Genomic DNA, 21768 nt, shown 5'->3' on the forward strand with positions numbered 1-21768 from the left:
AGTTCTTTCTGTAGATCCCAACTCGCGTTCCCTACTCGTGTCTCTTCCGCTCTCCAGGCGTGGTGATGCGCCCGGTGCTGTAACGCGCCGGGGGCCCGACGCACCCAGGAGACGTGATGCGCGTGGTGCCGTGGCTTACCGAGGTGTGGTGACTCGCCGGGGCGTCGTGACGCACCCGGGCGCCGTGACCGGCCCACGTGGCGTGGCCCATCCACGTGCGGTGACGCGCCTGGTGCCGTGCGCGCCGGGGCATGGTGACGCACCCCGCGCCCCGACCCATCCAGTGCCGTGACGCGCCGAGCGTCGTCGCGTACGTCGTCTTCAGTCCCTGCGGGCCACCAGGCGGTACGCGTTGGAGACGCCGAGGCGGTGGGAGAGGGGGCGGACGGCGAAGCGGTCCAGGAGGGTGGCCAGGATCAGGAGCGGGACGCCGGCCAGCAGCAGGAGTCCGCGTAGGGTGCGGCGCCAGGTGTTCGGGGGGTGCGGGAGCCATGGGAGGTTGTCGCGTGGGGTGGCGTTGTCCAGGGCCAGCCAGGCCGCGGCGAGCAGGTCCACCGGGTCGTGCGGCTCCGCGTGTTGCTCCAGGACGACCGTGAAGCCGAGGTCGGTGAGGCGTCGGCGGAGGTTGTCGACGGGGACGAAGTGCAGGTGCTGGGGCTGGAGCCAGGGCAGCCACCAGCGGCCGAGGAGACGGGCGTACCGGCTGTCTGGGTCCGGGACCTCGATCACCACGTGGCCGCCGGGTCGGATCGCCTGCCGGGCGGCCTCCAGCTCGCGCGGGGGCTCGGTGCTGTGCTCCAGGTAGTGGAACATGCTGACGACGTCGTAACGGGCGGCGAGTTCGGGGGCCAGCTCGGTGAAGCTCCCCCGGTAGCCGCGCTCGACGCGCCCCGCCTGCTCGGCGAGTTCGGCGCCGTCGGTGAAGTCGAGCCCGTCGAAGGTCGTGCCGGTGTGGACATTCCGGGCGGCCTCGCAGAAGTGACCGTGGCCGGTGCCGACATCGAGCCAGGTCTTCGGCGCGTCGTCGAAGGGGAGCAGGGCCCGGGCCCGCTGCTCGTACATCTTCGTGCGGCCCGCGAAGGTGTTGCCGAGCTGCTTCTCGCCGAGTCCGTCGTAGAAGTCGCGGTAGTAGAACTCCAGCCCGGCGGCGCTGAGCCGGGGGTTCTGGAAGGTGTGCCGACAGTCCTGGCAGCGGTCGAGCACGAACCGTCCGGGCTTGTGCTGGATCAGGTCGGTGGTTCGAAGACGCGTCTCCAGGCGGGCCGAGCCGCACCAGGGGCAGGTGGTGCGCGGGGGTTCGAAGAAGCGGTCGAGCCCGAAGGCCAGGTCGGCCTGGTAGGTGGGCCGGAGGGCGGCGACCTGCTCCGCCTTGTCATCACCCTTGCTCTTGCCCGTGTCATCGCCCTTGCTCTTGCTCGTGCCATCGGCCTTGCTCTTGCCCTTGCCGTCGGCCTTGGCGTCGGACTTGCCCTCGGTCTGTGGCTCGTGCTCGTCGTCGCTCATGCCGTCGTCTCCTTCATGCCGTCTCAGGCCGTCTTCTCGGCGGGCGTGCCGATGGCGAGTCGCTCAAGATGCGTGGCCGCCGCGGAGGCACCCCCGGCGGCCCGGAACGCGGTACGGATCCGGCCCGCCGCGAAGCGGTAACCGGGCTCGTGCAGTACGGCGTCGATCGCGGCGCCCAGTTTCGGCGCGGTGACCCGCCCGAACCGCACCCGGATGCCCGCCCCGGCCTCGACGACCTGACCGGCGACCACGGGCTGGTCGTCCCGGATGGGCGCGACGACGAGCGGCACCCCGTGCCAGAGCGCCTCGCACACGGTGTTGTGCCCGGCATGGCAGACGACGGCGTCGACCCGTTCGAGAAGCGGGAGTTGGGGGACGGAGGGCACGATCAGCACGCCCTTGTCCTCCCCGGCACAGTCGAGTGCTCCTGCCGGGTCGACGATGACCGTCTGCGTCCGGTCCGCCCGCTCGCGTGCGGCCGTCTGACACTCACTCAGGAACCTTGCTCCGACATCCGTGTTGGCGGTGCCGAGGGTGACGAGGACCGTCGGGCGGGCGGGGTCGAGCCAGTCCCAGGGGAAGCCGGGCAGGGCGGGCCGGTCGGCGACGGACGGGCCGACGTAGCGGATCTGGTCGCCGGTTCGGGCCTCCGGACCGACGAACTCCGGTGTGCTGAAGGCGAGTACGAGGTGCGGGGAGAACCGTGGATCGGCGGCACCGGGGCTGCCGATCCGTTCCCGGATGCCGCCCAGCAGCTCGTTCAGCCACTCCTCGACCTTGGGCATGCCGGAGAGTACGTCGGTGAACTCGGCGGAGGTGGTGGCCGAGGTGGCCCAGGGCAGACCCAGCCGCTCGGCGACGAGGCCTCCGGCCAGGGCCTGTTGGTCGGCGACGACGACGTCCGGCCCGAACTCCCGTACGGCGGCGGCGACTCCGGGGGCCATCTCCTCGGCGAGCGGGGCGAGGAAGCGTTCCCAGAGGAACTTCAGCGCCTCGGGTCCGCGCAGCTCCGGCGGACGTACGCCGTCCCCCGAGCCGGGGACGGGCCCCGCACACGGGAAGACGGTGGCGTCCGCTCCGGCAAGCCTGCGCACCAGCTCCGGATCGGCGCACGCCCAGGCCGACTCGTGCCCGAGCGCGGCGAGTTCGGCGGCCACCCCGACGGCCGGGTTGATGTGCCCGACCAGCGGCGGCACGACGAACAGGAACCTGGAACGGCTCACCGCGCGTCCGCCCCCGCCAGCTCGACCGGAACGGGGCCGGCGGAGCCGTGGATGAGCGACAGGATGTGCCCGCCGACCGTCCCCGACGCCTCGACGAGCACCGAGTGTTCGTGCCCCGGTACGACGACGGTCCGGCAGTCGGGCAGCAGCGCCTCCAGCCAGGGCGCGTGCTCGGCGAGGTCGGAGTCACCCCCGTACAGACCAAGTACCGGGCAGCGTACGGAACTTATCTCGTCCTCGGTCAGGACGCGGCTGGCCGGGATGTCCTGGGCGAGGGTCGTCTCGCGGGCCAGCCGGGCGGCGCCCTTGGCCAACCGGGCGGTGTTCTGGCTGCGGTTGGCGGTGATCCAGGCGATGGCGTCGGCCTCGTTGTGGGCGAGTTCGTGCATGACCCGGCCGAGGATGCCGTCGAGTTTGCCCGCCCAGGCGGCGGTTGCCGGTTCCGACTCGATGAGGGAGACGCTCGCGGCGCGCTCGGGGTGGCGGGCCGCGTAGCCGAACGCGACTGTCCCGCCGTAGGAGTTGCCGACGAGATGGACCGGGCCGGTCACCTCCAACCGGTCGAGGAGGGCCTCCAGGTCGTCGATGTTGTCGTCGAGGGTGTAGCCGGTCGCGGGGCGGGTGGAGCGGCCGTGGCCGCGCAGGTCGTACATGACGACGTCGATGCCGGAGGCGGCGAACGCCGGTGCCACGGTGAAGTAGTAGCTGGCCAGGCTGTCGGTGAGCAGGCCGTGCACGAGTACGGCGGTGGCGGTGACCGGCCGTTCGCCGCGCGGCCCGATGCGCTGGGCGTGCAGTCGCAAACCGTCCCCGATGTCGACGATCGCCATGGTCAGCCCGCCTCCGCCGCTTTGAGACTGGCGACGACGTGCTCGACGAGCCGCCCGACGGTGAGTTCGATGATCTCGTCGAACTCCATCCCGGCCAGGAACTCGGCGAAGTTGACCCGGTTGCCGTACTTCTCCTCCAGCAGCCCGGCCAGGGTCACCAGGTCGATGCTCTCCAGCTCCAGGTCGCGGTTGAAGGTGGTGTCCATACGGATCTCGACGTCGTCGAGGCCGTACTCGTCGAGGAGGGTCGCGAGCATGCCCGCGATGTCGGCGAGCACGGCCTCCTCGTCGGCGGTCCCGATCTTCTGCCCGTTGAGGCTCATAGCTCCAACTCCCTTTCCTCTACTGCCTCTACTGCCTCTATTGCTTCTGCTGTGGCTGATCCGGTCGTCCAGGCGACGACGTACTCCCTCTCCGGCAGTCCGGGGGGATTGCCGGTCCGCTCGTGGTGCACGGTGTAGGCGGGCGCGAGCCGCCCGGAGACCAGCAACCTGTCGGCGGCCGGCACTTCCCGTACGACGAAGTCCCGTGGCCTGCCCCCGAATCCGGTGCCCTCCGCCTTCGCGACCGCTTCCTTGGCGGCCCAGAACCGGGTGAACCAGAGCGCCTCGGACTCGCCGGTGGCGACGGACTGGGCGCGGAGGAGGGCGAGTTCGGCAGGGTTGAGGGCGGTGGCGAAGGTCGAGGCGTCGCGGTCGACGACTTCCTCGATGTCGATACCGGGACCGGTGCCTGGGGCGGCATCGGGCCGGCGCGGCCGTACGATCGCCACCCCCGCCTCGGCCCGGTGGGCGAGCGAGATGTCCAGCGGGGGCAGGGTCCGGCCGTGCAGCCCGGTGACGTACGGCCGCCCGGACGGGTCGTTGTGCACGCGGATCTCGGCCGGGAACACGTCCCCTTCCCCCTCCTGCTCCCAGAGCCACCGCCGGACGGCGTCCTTGGCCGCGATCCGGCCGAGCAGCCACTGCCGACGACCACGCGGCGCGTGCCGCTCGTACAGCGAACGCTCCTCTCCGCCAAGGGAGTTGCGCATGATGAGGTCACGGGAGGCGAGGTCGGGCCAACGCTCGTGGAGTAGCACCCAGGCACCCGGCCGACCCTCGGAGAGGGTGTTGCGCTCGGGGAAGCGTTCGACGGGCCGGGTCTGCGGGTCGTTGTCGAAACGCCGGTCCTGCCAGCCGCTGAGCACGGCCCAGACCCGGCCGCCGACGGTGAGTTGAACGTCGGCTTCGAGGAAGGTGTCGGTGAGTGTCGTGATCCGTACGAAGCAGTCGACATCGGTGCCGGGGGTGGGATGAGCCCCGTAGAACCGCATCTCCCGCATGCCCACCGGAAACACGACCGTCCGCGCGGTGCGAGTCGCCATGATCCAGTACCCGAGGATCTGCCCGACGTTGTCGAGAAGGGACCCGGGCGCGGGCGGCGTGGTGATGACTCCCCGCACGTGCGACTCCCCCATCGCGGTCAGCTCGGTGACCCCCTGGAACGCCGGTCCGTGGAACATCCAGCGCTCGGAGTAGAGCTGAGCGGCGGTGTGGTCGGGGGCGCGTTCGGTGGAGGGGGCGATGGGCCAGGGGGCGGGCCGGGTCGCGGGGTCCGGATACGCCGGGGCGAGTTCGACGGTGGCTCGGGCTCGGGGGCCGAAGGAGACGGCACGGTGGGTGGGGGTGGTGGGGACGGGGGTGACTGTCACGTCCACGTCGAGGGACGGGGTGGCGGTGAGCCACTGATCGAACCGGGCGTTGTGAACGGCGACGGCTATGGGCGGGGGCCCGGGTTCTGTCTGCTGAGCCGTCTCCGCTGCTTCCGCTGCCTCCGCCGCTTCCATGATGTGCTGCACGATCGTCGTCGCCGGGACAACCGGCCAACGGTCGGCGACGTCCGGCCAGCCGGGGCGCTGCGGGAAGAAGCAGTGGTCGAGGAGGTACGGCATGGTGTCCGGGGATACGTGGACCGTGGTGCGCCAGGAGGGCGGGGTGGGCTCGGTGGGTTGGGGTGGAGGGAGCGGTCGTCGGCCGGGGGTGGTGGAACGGAGGTGCGGGGCCGGGGACAGGGGTGCGGGCGCGCGGAGGCCCTGAGCAGAGTGGGGCACGCCGGCCGGAGTGGTGGTGGGCGGCGCGGACAGCCCGGTCGGCGTGGCGAAAGCCTGTCGGAATGCCCCGGTGAGTGCGGCGCCCGCCAGGTCGGCGGGGTCGGCAGGCCGGGCCGGGCCGGGGGTTCCGGCCGGGCCGACGGTCGAGGGGGTCCCGGCGGTCCCGGGGATCCCGGAGTCCCCAGCAGGGCCGCCCGAGTCTCGAGCGGCGCCGCCCGCGTAGTTCGCAGCGGCACCAGGTCGGCGACCGGCCGCGCCGATCAGCTCGGCGGCGGTGTCCGCCGTCTCCCGCAGCAGGGCGCGGAGTTCGGCGGCGGCCGGGAAGCGGCCCGCGAGGGCGTCCAGCGGTGATGTCAGTCCGGTAGTGCCCGGGAGGCCGGTAGCACCGGACGACTCCGAGGCGCCCAACGCCCTTGCGGAACTCGCCTGTTGAGACAGCATTGGCATCGAGGCGGCGTCCAACTGCGACGTCAGCCCGTCGGCGCCGTGGAGGCCGGCAGCACGGGACATCTCCGTGGCCCCCAACATCCCTGCGGCATACGTCCGTTGAGCCGGAACCGGTGACGGACCGGCGCCCGGCGGTGCAGCCGGAGCTCCCGTGGGCGAAGGCCCCGTGAAACTCCGCCCAGGACTCAGTTCCGCGCGCAGTCCGGCGAGCGTCCCCTCGTCGAGGGAGACGAGGGCGCCGCCCAGGTCCAGCCGGACCGGCGGACGGGTCGACGGCCGGTCCCCCCGCACGGGGCTTCCGGCGCCGGCCGGTTCCGTGGAGCGGTCGGAGGGACCGGCGACGTGGGGAGCGGCGGCGTTGCCGGTGGTCTCGCTCCTGGCGGGCGACGGCAGCGCCGGTGTCGTCGCCCGCCCCGTCACCCACAACGCCGTTGCCACGCGACGGAGTTGCGCGAGGCCGCCGCGGTGCGGGGAGTTGGCGGCCACGACCAGATGATCGTGCCCGGACAGCGTGTCGCCGATGAGGGAGCCGAGTTGGCCGGTGCCGACCTGGATGAAGGTCCGGTGTCCGGCCGCGTACATCGTCTCGACCAGCTGCCGGAAGCGCACCGGTTCCAGCAGATGCCGTACGAACAGTTCACGCACCGCCGATTCGCCCGACGGGAAGGGCGCCGCCGTCGTCCCCGACCAGACCGGAACCGTCGGTGGCTGGAGCTTGAAGCTGCTCGCGGCCTGCTCGATCGGGGCCAGATACGGCGCCAACATCGGTGTGTGGAAGCCTGATTGGAAGGGCAGCACCTGGCTCAGCACACCCCTCGCACGGAACGCCCGTACGAACTCGTCGACCGCGGCCTCCGGACCGCACACCATCGACTGGTTCGGCGCGTTGTCGTGCGAGAGCACGATTCCGGCGTCCGCCCAGCCCTCCTCTGCGAGTGCCGTGAGGACCCGTTCGGCGGGTGCGCCGATCGCCCCGAAGGCCAGCCCCGGCACGGTCACCGAGTCGGGATCGAAGGTCGCCATGAAGGCGCCGACCTCGTCGCCGTCGTACAGCCCGGCGGCCGCCATGGCCGTCCATTCGCCCACGCTGTGCCCGGCCACCGCGTCCGGGACGACGCCCATGCGGCGCAGCGCCCGGTCGAGCAGCAGCCCGACCCCGACGACCCCGAACCCGTGCCGGCCGACGTCCCCGACCTCGGCCCGTTCGTCACCGGCCACCAGTACGCCGTCCAGGCCGAAGTGCGCGGCGATGTCGTCGACGCGGGGGTCGAAGTCGCCCTCCAGGCCCGGGAAGACGAAGGCAAGCCCTCCCAACTCCCCTCCCCGCACGGCCTTTTCCGCCCGTAGCGGCTCCGGGCGGAACCAGACATCGCTACGCCCGTGCCACGCCCGCCCCTTGGCGACCGCCCGGCGCGCCAGCGTGAGCCGCTTCGCGGTCGGGTCGACGATCCCGAGCCGGGTCGGTCCGGCCTGCGGATGCGTACGGGTGGCGTCGAGGCCGGCGGCGAGTACGGCCGTGTCGTCCGCGTCGAGGAGGGCGGCGAGGCCCTCGGGGGTGTCGGCGGCGAGCAGCAGGACACGCTCGGGCTCGACGACGGTCACCGAGGGCTCGGTGGCCGGTGACGCGGGGGTCGATGGCGCGGGGGTCGATGGCGCGGGGGTCGATGGCACAGCGGCCGATGGCACGGGCGCCGGTGACACAGCAGTCGACGGCACGAGCGCCGACGAGCCGCGTACCGAAGCCCCAGGGGTCGCCGCGGCCCCCCTCGCCCGCACCCCCGGCGCCTCCTCCAGCACCACATGCGCGTTGATCCCGCCGAACCCGAACGCGTTCACCGCAGCCCGCCGCACCGGCTGCTCGGCCGTCGTCTCCCAGGGCGCCGCCCTGTCCAGCGGGCGGAAGCGGGTGGCCGCGAGGGCCGGGTTCGGGTCGTCGCAGTGGAGGGTGGGGAGGAGCATGCCGTGGTGGACGGCGAGGGCGGCCTTGACCAGGCCGGCCACCCCGGCCGCGGGCATGGTGTGCCCGATCATCGACTTCACGGAGCCGATCACCGCCGTACCGCCACTGCCACCCGCGTCCTCCGCCGGCCCGAACACCTCAGCCAGCGTGGTCAGTTCGGCCGCGTCTCCGGCGGGGGTCGCCGTGCCGTGGGCTTCGAGGAGGCCCAGCGAGCCGGGCTCGGCGGGGTCGAGTCCGGCGGCGCGCCAGGCCTGGCGTACGGCGTGGGTCTGGCCGCCGGGGTCGGGGTTGACGAGCCCGGCGGCGCGGCCGTCGCTGGCCACGCCGGTGCCCCGGATGACTGCGTAGATCCGGTCGCCGTCGCGCTCGGCGTCCGCGAGGCGCTTCAGGACGACCACGCCGGTGCCCTCACCGATGAGGATGCCGTCGGCGCCCCGGTGGAAGGGGCGGATGCGCTGACTGGGCGAGAGGGCGCGGAGCTGCGAGAAGACGCTCCACAGAGTGATGTCGTGGCAGTGGTGGACCCCGCCCGCAAGCATCAGGTCGCAGCGGCCCGAGGCCAGTTCGTTCACCGCCTGGTCCACAGCCACCAGCGAGGAGGCACAGGCCGCGTCCACGGTGTACGCCGGTCCGCGCAGGTCGAGCCGGTTGGCAACCCGGGAGGCGGCGAGGTTGGGCACGAGCCCGATCGCCGACTCGGGGCTGTCCGGACCGAGGCGATCCGTGAACGCCGTACGGACGCGGTCGAGTTGGGCGGGATCCAGGTCCGGCAGCAACTCCCCGAGCGTGCGGACGAGTTGGCCCGCCGTACGGACCCGCTGGTCGAGCCGGACCAGGCCGGGGGTGAGATAGCCACCCCGGCCGAGGATCACGCCGATCCGGTGCCGGTCGGGCAGCCAGCCGGTCAAGTCCCCGCGTCCCTCGCCTCCTTGCTGCGTGTCGGCGAGAGCTGCGGCGGACACATTGAGGGCGATCAGCTGGTCGGGCTCGGTGCCGGACACGGAGTTCGGCATGATCCCGAACCGGGTGACCTCCACCTCCGCCAGCTCGTCCACGAACCCGCCGCGCCGGCAGTACACCTGGTCGGCGACGGCCCGGTCACCGGCGGAGTCCGGCCGGTAGTAGGCGTCCGCGTCCCAACGCCCGTCCGGTACCTCGGTGATGGCGTCCGTACCGGCGAGCAGGTTGCGCCAGTAGGCGTCGAGGTCGGCGGCGCCTGGCAGCAGCACCGACATGCCCACGATGGCCACGGGCGTCGCCGTACCGTCCGCCGACTGCAGATGACGATGGTGACGTTCCGTCATGTCGGTTACCAGCCCGACGAGGTGTAGACGACGGCGCCCGCCGACTCCTCGCCCCAGGCCAGTTCACGGAGCAGCGCGGCCGTGCCCTCCTCCGGGTCGATGAGCCTGACCCCGCGCCGGGCGTACTCGCGCCCTAGTTCGGGGGTGACCATGCCGGTGTGACCGCCGGTCGGCGCCCAGGGCCCCCAGTGCACGGTCAGGGCCCGCTGTCCGCTCCGGGCCGCCCAGGCGGCGCCGAGGCTCTGGAGGGCGTCGTTGGCGGCAGCGTAGTCGACCTGGCCCCGGTTGCCGAGGACGGCGGAGATGCTGCCGAACAGGACGGCGAAGGAAGGGCTGTTGGGGAGTTGCTCCAGTGCGGCGAGCAGGGTTTCGGCGCCGCTGGTCTTCGTCCCGTACACGCGCTGGAAGGACTCGGTGGTCTTCTCGGCGATGAGCCGGTCCTCGATGACCCCGGCCGCGTAGACGACCCCGTCGAGGCGGCCGTGTTCGGCGTGGATCTCCTTGACTGCCTGGAGCGCCGCGTCCTGTTCGCGGAAGTCGACGGAGTGGTAGCGGGCCGGGCTGCCGAGGGCCTGGAGTTCGTCGAGGGTGGCGGTGATCTCCCGCTGGGCGAGCAGGAGTTCGGCCTCGCGATTGATCTCTGCGGGCTTCAGTCCGCCCCGGGCGGCGAGCACCGCGCGCAGTTCGGCCTGGGTACGGGCGGCTGCCGTGGCCGCGTCCTCCGGGCCCTCCGGTGCGGGGGTCCGGCCGAGCAGTTCGATCCGGCAGCGGGAGGCGGAGGCCAGCGCGGCGGCGAACTTCGCGGTGATGCCCCGCGCCCCGCCGACGAGCAGCACCACACTGTCGCGGTCCAGCCCGACAGCGGCGGCCTCGGCGGCACCCTCCCCGGCGGGTCCGGCTCCGGTGGTGCCGAGGGCGCCCAGCGGGGTCTCGACCAGCTCAAGTCCATGGCGTCCAGCGGCAGTTCGCAGGACGACCGGGGTCCGGTCGGAGGCGAGCAGCTCGGCGAGCAGGGCATCGGCGACGGCACCCGCACCTGCCTCGCCCGCCCCGAGGTCGATGATCCGCGCGTCCGTCTCCGGGTACTCCCGGGCGACCGTCCGGAAGAGCCCGTGCAGCCCCGCCGACCTCAACTCGCCCTCGTCCGGGGCGCCTTCCCCGGCCACCCGCACCGCGAACAGCCAGCGCGGACCGAGCCCGAGGGCCGCCTTGAACACAGGGAACGCGTCAGGCAGCACGGCAGGCCTGGACGCGGCCAGCGGATCGAGGAACAGCACCCCATCGACAGGCCCGTCGGCCTCGGTCAGCAGATGCTCGGGGCCGAGGGCCACCGCGTCGGCGCCATGCCCGACGAGCCGCGCCACGACCTCCCGGGCCACCGCACCCCCGTCGTCGTCACCGAGAACCACGAACCGCTTGCCGCCGAGCACGGCGGCGAAGTCGGCGTCCCCGTCCTGCTGCTCCAGCAGCACAGGCCTCAACTGGAACCGCTTCGGCGCCTCACCGACGACCTCGGGGGCCGCGTCGGCCACCGGCTCCTCGGCCCCCTGGGCTTCGGCGCCCGGCCCAGTGAGCCGCGCCGCCAGCCACCCGGTGACCGAGGCCGCCGTACGAGCCTTGGCGAGGTCCTCCAATTCGGCATCGTCGAGCGCGGTGATGTCACCGCCGCCCCCGACCCCGAGCCGCTGGGCCAGCTCACCGGCGATCTCGGCCCGCTTGATCGAGTCGATGCTGAGATCGGCCTCCAGATCGAGATCCGGCTCAATCATGTCCACGGGGTATCCGGTGCGCTCACTGATGATCTCCAGCACCACACCCAAAACATCCGCCTCCAAGAACCCCGCCGCGGCAGAAGCAGGAGCGGCAGCAAGTGCAGGCGTGGACACGGCCGTTGTGGTGAGCCGCGCCGCGAGCCACCCGGTGACCGCAGCCGCCGTACGGGCCTTGGCCAGGTCCTCCAACTCGGCGTCACCGAGCGCGGTGATGTCCGCACCCGCACCCCCGACCCCGAGCCGCTGCGCCAACTCACCGGCGATCTCGGCCCGCTTGATGGAGTCGATACTGAGATCGGCCTCCAGATCGAGATCCGGCTCGATCATGTCCACCGGATACCCCGTGCGCTCACTGATGATCTCCAGCACCACACCCAAAACATCCGCTTCCGTGAAACCCACGGCGGCGGGGGCCGGAACGGGAGCGGGTACGGCGTAGAGCGCGGGCGGATATGTGGGCGCGGGTACCGGGACCGTTTGCACAGGCACGGGCTCCGGTGCCGCCGCCGGGCCGGGTATCCACTGCCCGGGCGCCGCGCCGAAGTACGTGAGGAGTACGTCCCGTTGGGCGGCGACCATCTCCCGGCTGGTGCGGAGGAACTCGGAGATCAGCGCGTCCCTGCCGTCGGCCCCGGGAGCCCCGCCCTGGTGATTCGCGGTCACTGTCGTCGTCTCCAGTACGCGTCGGGCCGGTGCGAGGGCACCGGGGAGGAGGTCGCCGGCGGCGGTGCGGACCAGGTGGCCGTCGACCGTCCAGCCGGGCCGCTTGGGCGCCTTGGTCCGGGTCGCGTCGACGGCGTCGCGCCCGTGGAACAGCCAGCCGGTGCGCACCGGCAGCCCCGCGACGGCCAGTTGGGCCAGCGCGTCGAGCCAGCCGCGCAGTCCGCTCTCGGGACGCGGTTCGCAGGCGACCGTGCGGTGCGGGCGGTCGCCGAGGATCTGGCCGACCAGCCTGGTCAGTACGGAACCGGGCCCGGCCTCGACGAAGATCCGGGCGCCCGCCTCGTACATGGCCTCGATCTGGGCGACGAAACCGACGGGGGCGCCGATCTGGGCGGCGAGTTCGGCCCGTACCGCGTCGGCGTCGGTGCCGTACGGGGTGGCCGTGCGGTTCGACCAGACCGTGAACTCGGGTGCGTGGACGGGCTGCCCCGCCAGTGCCGTCGCGAAGCGTTCCCCCGCCCCGGCGACCAGCGGGCTGTGGAAGGCGCAGGCGACGGGGATGCGCTTCGCGCCGAGCCCGGCGGCACGCAGCAGCCGTACAGCTGCCTCGACCGCCTCCGTCGGGCCCGAAATCACCGTCTGCTTCGGCGAGTTGTGGTTGGCGACGACGACCGAGGCGGGCGCTTCGGCGGCACGCAGGGCCGCCACGACCTCCTCGGCACCCGCCGCCACCGCCGCCATGGTGCCCGGGTCGTCGCCGTTGGCCTCGTCTGCGGCCGAGAGGATCGCGGTCGCTCGTTCCGCGCTCAGCGCGAGGAGGGCCTCCGGGTCGAGGGCGCCGGCCGCGCTGAGGGCGACGAGCTCGCCGTAGCTGTGCCCGGCGGCCATGTCCGGGCGTACGCCCGCCGTGGTGAGCAGGGCGTGTGCGGCGAGGCCCGCGATGCCCAGGGCCGGCTGGGCGACCCGGGTGTCGGTGAGGGCGGTGTGCTGGCGGTCGCGGGTGGTGTCGTCGAAGGCGGTGGGCGGGTAGAGGGCGTCGGCGTGGTCGCGGCCGAGCTCCAGGTAGTACTGGAGTTCGGGCAGAGCGACGAACACGTCGGCGAGCATCCCGGTCCGCTGGCTGCCCTGTCCCGGGAAGAGGAAGGCAACCTGGCCGGAGACCTCATCCGGGGCCTGGGCAGCGAGATGGATGCCCGCGCGCGGGTCGTGCTCCCCCGCCAGCACCCGCCGCAGCTGACCGACGAGCCCCTCCGTGTCCGTCGCCACGACCGCCACCTGTACGGGGTCGTGCCGGGCGTCGGAGCGGCGGGAGGCGGCGAGTGCGAGGTCGCGCAGCCGCCAGGCGGACTGCTCGTCCTCCGCCGCCTTCAGTACGTCCTCGATGGCGCGCCGCGCCCCCGCCGGATCGGCCGCCCGGAACGTGAACAGCTCGGCGGGCCAGGCGTCGAGGCCGTGGACGGGCGGTGCGGAGTCCGCGTACGCCTCAAGCACCACATGGAAGTTGGTGCCGCCGAAGCCGAACGCGCTGAGCCCCGCGACACGTTCTCCCGCCGGAGCCGCCCAGGGCCGTGCCTGGTCGTGGAACGCGAACGGGCTGCTGCCCTCCTCCCAGGCGGAGTTGGGCTTGCTGACGTGCAGGGTGGGCGGCTTGACCCCGGTGTGCAGGGCGAGCACGGTCTTGATGAGCCCGGCAAGGCCCGCGGCGCACTTGGTGTGCCCGATCTGGGATTTCACCGAACCGAGCGCGACCGCACCGGACTTGGCCCCGGCCTCGCTGAACACCTCGCTGAGGATGGTGAGTTCGGTGCGGTCGCCGACCACGGTCCCGGTGCCGTGCGCCTCGACGAGCCCGACCTCGGCGGGCGAGACACCCGCGTTGCGGTACGCCCGCTGCAGCGCGGCCCGCTGGCCCTCGGGCCGGGGAGCCGTCAGCCCGAGCGAGCGCCCGTCGCTGGAACTGCCGACGCCCTTGATGACGCCATAGATCTGGTCGCCGTCGCGCTCGGCGTCGGCCAGCCGCTTCAGGACGACACACGCGACGCCCTCCCCCAGCGCGATTCCGTCCGCCGAGCTGTCGAAGGCGCGCGACCGCCCGGTCGGGGACAGGGCGTGCACGGAGGAGAAGAGCACGTAGTCGTTGATGCCGTTGTGCAGGTCGGCGCCGCCGCACAGCACGACGTCGCTGGTCCCGCCGACAAGTTCCTTGCAGGCCACGTCGACGGCCGCCAGGGACGAGGCACAGGCCGCGTCGACCGTGTAGTTGGCGCCACCGAGGTCGAGCCGGTTGGCGATCCGGCCCGAGATGACGTTGGCGAGCATGCCCGGGAAGGAGTCCTCGGTCAGCTTCGGCAGCTGGTCCACGAGCCCGTCCGGCACCTTGCCGTAGTACGAGGGCAGTACGGCCCTGAGCGTGCCCGCGTTGGACAGGTCGCTGCCCGCCTCCGCGCCGAAGACGACCGAGGTGCGCGAGCGGTCGAACTCCCGCCCCCGCTCGCCGTATCCGGCGTGCGCCAGGGCCCGCCGGGCGGCTTCGAGGGCCAGCAGCTGGACGGGCTCGATGCTGCCGAGCGAGGTGGGCGGAATGCCGTACGACAGCGGGTCGAAGGGGATACGGGGCAGGAAGCCGCCCCACTTGGACGGCGTCACGCCACCGTCGCCGTCCGCCGCCGAGTAGTGCACGGCGGGGTCCCAGCGGTCGGCCGGCACCTCGCCCACCGCGTCATGGCCGCCGAGGACGTTCGCCCAGAAGGCGGCGAGGTCGGGGGCGTCCGGGAACATGCAGGCCATGCCGACGACGGCGACGTCGAGAGGTGCGGGAGCCTCGGCCTCTTCGGGAGGACGCACCCCGAGCCGCTCCCGCAGCTCCGCCGCCCGTCCGGTGAGGAAGTCGGCGGCGCCGTCCGCCACGGAGTGGTGCAGCGCGTCGACGGTCGTGGTCGCCGAGCGCAGCACGGCCACCTCCCCGGCCATGAACATGCCCTCGGCGAGCTGCCGTTGCTCGTCCACGGCCGCCAACTCGCCGTCGGCGTCCCGCTCGATGCCCTTGCTGGCGATGCGGAGCCGTCCCACGTTGAGTCGCTCCAGCTGCTCCCAGATCTGCCGCTCGGGCGTCCCGTTCGCCCTCAACTCCGTCTCGAACTCGTGGTAGTTGTCGCTGAACGGGCTGGGCACGCACCGGGTGGCGTGACCGGGTGCCGTCTCCAGCAGCGCGGTGCCGGTCGCCTCGACGACCTGCTGCTGGAAGAGCGGCTGAACCGCTCCGCAGGCCACGGCCTCCTCGGTGAACAGGTAGGCGGTGCCCATCAGCACGCCGACGGCCGCACCGCGCGCGGTCAGCGGGGCGGCGAGTGCGGCGACCATCGCGGCCGACCGTTCGTCATGGACGCCGCCCGCGAAGAACACCTCGACCTGCTCGGCGGCATCCTCCCCGGCTGCCGCCGACCAGTCCTCGATGACGGCGAGTTGGGCCTCCCAGAGCGGAAAGCTGCCGCGCGGTCCGACATGCCCGCCGCACTCGGACCCCTCGAACACGAACCTGCGGGCCCCGGCCTCCAGGAACTGCTTCAGCAGCCCCGGCGACGGCACATGCAGGAAGGTCGCGATCCCGGCCCGCTCCAGCGCCTCGGCCTGGGCGGGCCGGCCGCCCGCGATGATCGCGTGCGTGGGCCGCAGCTCCCGTACGGCTTCGAGCTGGGCGTTGCGCATCTCCTCGGGCGCGAACCCGAGAACGCCGACACCCCAGGGCAGGCCGTCGGCGACGGCTTCCCGGGTCTCGGCCAGCATGGTCCGGGTCTGCTCACCGCTGGCGAGGGCCAGCGCGACGAACGGCAGCGCGCCACTCCCGGCGACGGCCGCGGCGAAGCGTGCCTGGTCGCTGACGCGGGTCATCGGCCCCTGGGCGATGGGCAGTTGAGTGCCGAGCGTCCGGCTCATCGGGGAACCGGTGCGCAGCGCACGTACGGGCTCGTCACCTCGTACGACGTCGTGGACGGCGTCGGTGAGGGCGCGGACCGTGCGGGCGGTGTCGGTCCAGCGGTCGGCGAAGCGGGCGGCGAGGAAGCCGTCCTGGCCGACGGGGAGGAGCTGGGTGCGCGGGTCCTGGGCGCCGAGCAGCGCCGCGACCGCCGCCGGATCGCCGGCCGGGACCGGCGGGGCGTCGGGGCCGCGCCGGTGCAGTACGCGGTGACCGGCCACGACGACGGTCTCGGAGCCGTCCATCGAGCGCAGCGCGGCGGCCGTGGCCTCCGGCAGCGAGGACTCGGCGAGGAGGGCGAGCTGGCTGTCGAGCACGACGCCCGCCGCTCCCCCGGCCACGGCGGCGGCCGCCGTACGGGGGCCGATGCCGCCGCGGGCCCAGACGGGGAGGTCGATGCCGGGTTCGGCGAGGAGGCGTTGCAGCAGGACGAAGGTGCTCAGCTCACCGATCCGGCCGCCGCCGTCGCTGCCCCTGGCGATCAGCCCGTGCGCGCCCGCGCGGACGGCTGCGAGGGCTTCCGCCAGGTCGGTGACCTCCACGAGGACACGGTGGTGGGCGGCGATCGCATCGGCAATCCACGGCCCGTCCGGGACATCGGAGGCGAGGATCACGGTGTCGGGGCCGCCGTCGCCCGCGAGTTCGGCCGGCTCGAGCCGGCAGTGGGGGCCGATCCGTACGCCGTACCGGAATCCGGAGCCGGGGGCGGCGAGGCGGCGTATTCGTGCCAGGGCGTCTCTGGCTCTGCGGTCACCGAGGCCCAGGTCGAGGACTCCCAACCCGCCGGCCCGGCTGACGGCGGCGGCGAGCCGGGCGTCCGGCTCACCGAAGGGGGTTACTCCGATGATCAGTTCAGAGGCGCGCACGGCAGACGTCATGATTCTCCGAAATATTCGGTGAAACTGCACGGTGGGGGTTTTGTGTGGCGCAGAAGCACTTCACTTCAGGGGGGAAACAACGGGAAGTTAGCGCCGACATTACTCACCAGTCAACATGGCGTGGAACGTTCCGTATGCGGCCGATTCCATTCGGCCAGCATCGATCGGTCACCCCAAGTCCCGAAAAACCGTCCAATTCCAATCAGTTGTGACGTCACCGCAGACCCGACATCACACCTCTTGACGTCAGGGTCCCGTCAGTTACACGGTTGAATTCACTTCTGCCTCATGCTTCGGAAACACGATCGGCGGGCTAAGTAAACCTTGTAAATTCTTCATGTACTTATCCGGCATTCCACGCCTCCTTCTCGAACAAGAAGCAGGACAGACCAGAACGAGCCGACCTCCCCGGCGGAAACCCGGGGAGGTCGGCTCGTTACGAGGGTCGAGCGGTCGTCAGGCCTTGGCCTCCGACACCTCGGGAGTGACGGTCTCCGGCGCCGGGGCGGCCTCCACCGGGCGGACCGGAATGAGGAAGGCGACGACCGCCGCCGCGAGGCCGACACCGCAGCCGATCATCATGGCGGCCCGGAATCCGGCCTCGGAGGGCAGCGCGAAGCCGCCGAAGTCGGTGGTCATCTGGGCCAGCACGACGCCGATGACGGCGGCCGAGACCGAGCTGCCGATCGAGCGCATCAGGGTGTTGAAGCTGTTGGCCGAGGCGGTCTCGGACTGCGGGACCGCGCCCATGATGAGGGCCGGCATGGCGCCGTACGCGAAGCCGACACCCGTGTTGCAGACGATGGTCACCACGAGCAGGGCCCAGGTGGAGCCGGAGCCGACGAGCGGCAGGGAGATGCCGTACCCGAGGGCGATGAACAGGCTGCCGACGGAGAGCGTGACCTTGGGGCCGCGGGCGGCGGAGAGCTTGGCGCCGATCGGCGACATGACCATCATCATGAGCCCGGCCGGAGCCATCCACAGGCCCATGGCGAGCATCGACTGGCCGAGCCCGTAGCCGGTCTCCTCGGGCAGCTGCATCAGCTGGGGGATGACCAGGGACTGGGCGTACATCGCGAACCCGACGAGGACCGAGGCCGCGTTGGTCATCAGCACCTGCGGACGTGCGGTCACCCGGAGGTCGACCAGCGGTTCGGTGTTGCGCAGCTCCCACCAGCCCCAGGCCAGCAGCACGACCACGGCGACGGCGAACAGCCCGAGGGTGGTGCCGCTGCCCCAGCCCCAGTCGGCGCCCTTCGAGACGGCCAGGAGGAGGCAGATCAGCGCGGTGCCGAGCCCGATCGCGCCGAGCAGGTCGAAGCGCCCGGCTGCGGTGTTCTCGCGCCCGGCGGGCACGAAGACCGCGATCAGCGTGGCGACGGCGGCGGCCAGCGCGGCCACGACCCAGAACAGCACCCGCCAGCTGGCGTTCTCGGCGATGGCCGCGGAGAACGGCAGCCCGAGCGCGCCGCCGACACCCATCGAGGCGCTCATGATCGCGATGGACGAACCGAGCTTCTCCGCCGGTACGACGTCCCGCAGCAGGCTGATGCCCAGGGGTACGACGCCCATGCCCATGCCCTGGAGTCCACGCCCGGCGATCATCGGGAGCACGGCGGAGGACAGCGCGCAGACGACGGAGCCGAGGATGAGCGGCACCAGCGAGACGAGCAGCATGCGCTTCTTGCCGTACATGTCGCCGAGCCGGCCGGCGACCGGGGTCACGACCGCCGCGGCCAGCAGGGTGGCGGTGATCACCCAGGAGGCGTTCGAGGCGGAGGTGTCGAGCAGGCTCGGCAGCTCCCCGATCAGCGGGACCACGAGGGTCTGCGTGATCGCGGCCACGATGCCGGCGAAGGCGAGGATGCCGACAACTCTGCCGGGGCCGGCGTCGGGCTTGGAACTGTCCACTGCGATTGCTCCTTCGTATCTTCTCGGGTCTTCCCGGGTCTTCACGGGGGATGTGCATCATGCACGAGAAGTGCATCATACATATCACTCGTGAACGCATTAACTTGGGACAGGGCCTGCCGAGCCGAAGGCCCGTTCAGGAGCCGAAGGCCGAAGGAAGCAGCCGCATGGACGAGCGCAGGGAAAAACCCGTTGATCTGGTCGAGTTCGAGACGATGCTCCTCGGTCGGTACATGCATCTGCTCTCGCCGAAGGCGCGGGGGACCGAGGGACGGCTCGACCGCAGCGCGTACATCCTGCTCAGCCGGATCCAGGCGGAGGGGCCGATGTCCATCGGCCAGCTCAGCGCAGCGTTCGGCCTGGACGCGTCCACGCTCAACCGGCAGACGGCCGCGATGCTCCGGGCCGGAATCGTCGAACGCATCCCCGACCCCGAGGGCGGTATTGCCCGCAAGTTCGCCATGACGGAGGAGGGCGAGCGCCGGCTGGCCGCGGACCGCACGGAGAACCGGAAGGGCCTGGCCAAGGTGCTGGCCGACTGGACGGCGGAGGAGGTAGCGGACTTCGCGGCCCAGTTGAGCCGGCTCAACCGTGATGTCGAGCGGCTGGACGGGCGGCCATGGCCGCGCGACCAGTAGGCGTCGGCCGCAAGCAGTGAACGGGCGTTCACGCTTGAAACGTGAACCATTCCGGTATGAAGTACCCCTGGCATGGGCAGAGTTGAGGTGCGCCGACCGTCCCGCGCCGCACTCCGGGAGGCAGCCTCATCATGCGCCCCAAGCCGGACATCCCCTACTCCAACCGGGTTTTCGTCCGGCGGGTCGTCGTCACCGGCCTGGGAGCCATCACCCCGCTCGGTGTCGGAGTCCCCGACCTCTGGCGCGGCCTCCTCGAAGGCCGGTGCGGGATAAGGGAGTTGACCGGCGAGGAGTTCACCGGCCTGCCGGTCCGGGCGGCGGGCACGGTCCCCGTGGACCCGGCCGCCCTGCTCCCCCGTCCCCAGGCCCGCCGGATGAACCGGGCCGCGCAGTTCGGCGTACTGGCGGCCCGGGAGGCCTGGCGGGACGCGGGCTTCGACAGTTCGGGGACGGAGGCGAGCGGTCTGTCCCCCGACCGGGTGGGCGTGTCGGTGGGCGCGATCCTGGGCGACGCGTCGGTCCTGGTCGGCGGCGACCGCCGGCTGCGCGACAAAGGCCCCCGGGCGGTCTCACCGCTCACCACCCCCATGACGGTGCCGTCACAGGCGGCGTCCCAGATCTCCCTGGACCTGCGCATCACGGGCGAGGCCCGCACGGTGACCAGCGCCTGCGCGTCGGGCACGGAGGCGATCGGCCAGGCGATCGACCGCATCCGGTACGGCCATGTCGACATCGCCCTCGCGGGCGGCGCCGAGGCCGTGGTCACCCCGGCGATCATGGCGTCGTTCGCCGCGATGCGCGCCCTGTCGACGCGTCCCGCCGGGGAGCTGCCGTCCCGCCCCTTCGCCAAGGACCGGGACGGTTTCGTGAACGGCGAGGGTGCGGGTTTCCTGCTGCTGGAGTCCGAGGAGCACGCACGGGCGAGGGGTGCGCGCGTCTACTGCGAGGCGGCCGGCTGGGGTCTGTCGGCCGACGCCCACCACATGGCGGCGCCGGATCCGTCCGGCACCGGGGTGGCCCTGGCCCTGCACCGCGCCCTGCGGGACGCGGGTGGCGGCCCCGCCGACGTCATCCACGTCAACGCCCACGCCACGGCCACGATCGACGGCGACCTGGCGGAGGCGAACGCGCTACGGGCGGTGCTGGGTGGCACTCCGGTCCCTGTCACGGCCCTGAAGGGTCACCTCGGGCACCTTCAGGGTGCCGCGGGCGGGGTGGAGGCGGTGGCCACGGTCCTGACGCTGCACCACGGCACGATTCCGCCGACGATCGGGTGTGCGGAGGGTGGGCAGGACGAGGGGATCGACTTGGACGTGGTGTGGGGTTCGCCGCGTGTGTTGCCCGGGCATGGGGATCTGGCGCTCAGTAATTCGTTCGGGTTCGGGGGGCACAACGCGGTGCTGGCGCTGCGGAGGGTGTAGCTCCGCTGGATGGGCGGTTCGTTGGCTGCGGGCCCGGTGGGGGCTGGTCGCGCAGTTCCCCGCGCCCCTTTGGGGCGCGGGTGAGCTGCACCGGATTTCACCCGACCCGCTCCGAGCGGGGAGCGAAAGAGATCACGCCGGACGTTTGCGGGTGGCCGTCTTCTTGGCTGTGGCCCTCTTGGCCGGGGTCTTCTTGGTGGCGCTGGTCGACTTGTTGGCGGTGGCCGTCTTCTTGGTGGCGGTCTTCTTCGCCGTGGAGGTCGACTTCTTCCCGGGCTCGGCCTTGGGGGTGGCCTTGGAAGGTGTACGACGCCCCCGCAGGGGTTGAACCTCCCCCTCCGCCACCTTCTCCTGCTCGCCGCGCGACTCCTTGGCCTCGCGGACGCTCTTCTCCAGGGCGGCCATCAGGTCGAGCACCTTTCCGCCTCCGGTCGGTGCCGGGACCTGCGGAGCCTCCTCGCCGGAGGCCTTCGCGGCGATGAGTTCCTCGACGGCTTCGCGGTAGTCGTCGTGGAGGTCGGCGAGGTCGACCTCGCCGAGGGTGGCCATGAGGGCGTCGGCGAGATCGAGTTCCTGGTCCCGCACGGTGACGCTCGCGTCCGGCGCGACGCCCTCCGTGGCCCGGATCTCGTCGGGCCAGAGCAGTCCGTGCATGGCGATGACGTCGTCGACGACCCGCACCATGCCGAGCCGTTCCCGCCCCCGGAGCGCGAACTTGGCGATGGCGACCTTCTGGCTGCGCTTCAGCGCCTCGCGCAGCAGGGTGTAGGGCTTGGCGGCCGGGACGCCGTTCGCGGAGAGGTAGTAGGCGGTGTCCATCTGCAGCGGATCGATGCGATCACTCGGCACGAAGGCGACGATCTCGATCGTCTTGGCGGTGGGCAGGGGCAGCGACCCCAGATCCTCGTCGGTGATCGGGATCATCGCCCCGTCGGCACCCTCGTACGCCTTACCGATCTCGTCGCTCCCGACCTCACGGTCCTCCAGCTCGCAGAACTTGCGGTACCGGATGCGCCCGCCGTCCTCGACGTGGACCTGCCGGAAGGAGATCGCATGGCTCTCGGTGGCGTTCACGAGCTTGATCGGGATGCTGACCAGCCCGAAGGAGATGGCACCGTTCCATATGGATCGCACGAGGAAACCCTTCCGCCGG

The 21768-nt window shown here is 72.1% G+C and carries 10 protein-coding genes; 2 read left to right on the plus strand and 8 right to left on the minus strand.

Going from position 1 to position 21768, the window contains the following annotated elements; all coding sequences use genetic code 11:
- Nucleotides 1-321: 321 nt before the first annotated feature.
- The 7 genes from ACWCRB_RS33875 to ACWCRB_RS33905 all read right to left on the minus strand — a co-directional run bounded on the left by ACWCRB_RS33875 (nt 322) and on the right by ACWCRB_RS33905 (nt 18556).
- Nucleotides 322-1503, minus strand: a complete 1182-nt coding sequence (locus ACWCRB_RS33875) for a class I SAM-dependent methyltransferase (protein ID WP_450999712.1) — start codon at nt 1501-1503, stop codon at nt 322-324.
- A gap of 23 nt (nt 1504-1526) precedes the next feature.
- On the minus strand, nt 1527-2726 hold the full coding sequence (locus ACWCRB_RS33880) for a glycosyltransferase (RefSeq protein ID WP_450999713.1): 1200 nt from the start codon (nt 2724-2726) through the stop codon (nt 1527-1529).
- Nucleotides 2723-3556, minus strand: a complete 834-nt coding sequence (locus ACWCRB_RS33885; protein WP_450999714.1) for an alpha/beta fold hydrolase — start codon at nt 3554-3556, stop codon at nt 2723-2725. The genes ACWCRB_RS33880 and ACWCRB_RS33885 overlap by 4 nt, the downstream gene beginning before the upstream one ends.
- A 2-nt stretch (nt 3557-3558) precedes the next feature.
- A complete protein-coding gene (locus ACWCRB_RS33890) occupies nt 3559-3879 on the minus strand; it encodes an acyl carrier protein (RefSeq protein WP_235474867.1) in 321 nt (106 codons plus the stop codon).
- Nucleotides 3876-9359, minus strand: a complete 5484-nt coding sequence (locus ACWCRB_RS33895; RefSeq protein WP_450999715.1) for a beta-ketoacyl synthase N-terminal-like domain-containing protein — start codon at nt 9357-9359, stop codon at nt 3876-3878. The genes ACWCRB_RS33890 and ACWCRB_RS33895 overlap by 4 nt, the downstream gene beginning before the upstream one ends.
- Before the next feature lie 5 nt (nt 9360-9364).
- Nucleotides 9365-16645, minus strand: coding sequence for an SDR family NAD(P)-dependent oxidoreductase (locus ACWCRB_RS33900; protein ID WP_450999716.1), 7281 nt, complete (start codon nt 16643-16645; stop codon nt 9365-9367).
- A gap of 456 nt (nt 16646-17101) precedes the next feature.
- Nucleotides 17102-18556 (minus strand): MFS transporter, encoded by a 1455-nt coding sequence (locus ACWCRB_RS33905; RefSeq protein WP_450999717.1) that lies wholly within the window; start codon nt 18554-18556, stop codon nt 17102-17104.
- A 167-nt stretch (nt 18557-18723) separates the two neighbouring features.
- Here ACWCRB_RS33905 and ACWCRB_RS33910 point away from each other — a divergent pair, with 167 nt between their 5' ends.
- On the plus strand, nt 18724-19194 hold the full coding sequence (locus ACWCRB_RS33910; RefSeq protein ID WP_450999718.1) for a MarR family winged helix-turn-helix transcriptional regulator: 471 nt from the start codon (nt 18724-18726) through the stop codon (nt 19192-19194).
- Nucleotides 19195-19325: 131 nt separating this feature from the next.
- Complete coding sequence (locus ACWCRB_RS33915) at nt 19326-20615, plus strand: beta-ketoacyl-[acyl-carrier-protein] synthase family protein (protein WP_450999719.1); 1290 nt, start codon at nt 19326-19328, stop codon at nt 20613-20615.
- Nucleotides 20616-20747: 132 nt separating this feature from the next.
- Here the strand turns inward: ACWCRB_RS33915 and ku are convergent, their stop codons facing one another.
- Nucleotides 20748-21749, minus strand: a complete 1002-nt coding sequence (gene ku / locus ACWCRB_RS33920; protein WP_450999720.1) for a non-homologous end joining protein Ku — start codon at nt 21747-21749, stop codon at nt 20748-20750.
- Nucleotides 21750-21768: the final 19 nt, after the last annotated feature.

The organism is Streptomyces sp. NPDC002156 (assembly GCF_053593675.1).

Coding starts and splice junctions, on each gene's coding strand:
- ACWCRB_RS33875 (WP_450999712.1), bottom strand. CDS start 1,503: ATGAGCGACGACGAGCACGAGCCACAGACCGAGGGCAAGTCCGACGCC.
- ACWCRB_RS33885 (WP_450999714.1), bottom strand. CDS start 3,556: ATGGCGATCGTCGACATCGGGGACGGTTTGCGACTGCACGCCCAGCGC.
- ACWCRB_RS33890 (WP_235474867.1), bottom strand. CDS start 3,879: ATGAGCCTCAACGGGCAGAAGATCGGGACCGCCGACGAGGAGGCCGTG.
- ACWCRB_RS33895 (WP_450999715.1), bottom strand. CDS start 9,359: ATGACGGAACGTCACCATCGTCATCTGCAGTCGGCGGACGGTACGGCG.
- ACWCRB_RS33900 (WP_450999716.1), bottom strand. CDS start 16,645: ATGACGTCTGCCGTGCGCGCCTCTGAACTGATCATCGGAGTAACCCCC.
- ACWCRB_RS33910 (WP_450999718.1), top strand. CDS start 18,724: ATGGACGAGCGCAGGGAAAAACCCGTTGATCTGGTCGAGTTCGAGACG.
- ACWCRB_RS33915 (WP_450999719.1), top strand. CDS start 19,326: ATGCGCCCCAAGCCGGACATCCCCTACTCCAACCGGGTTTTCGTCCGG.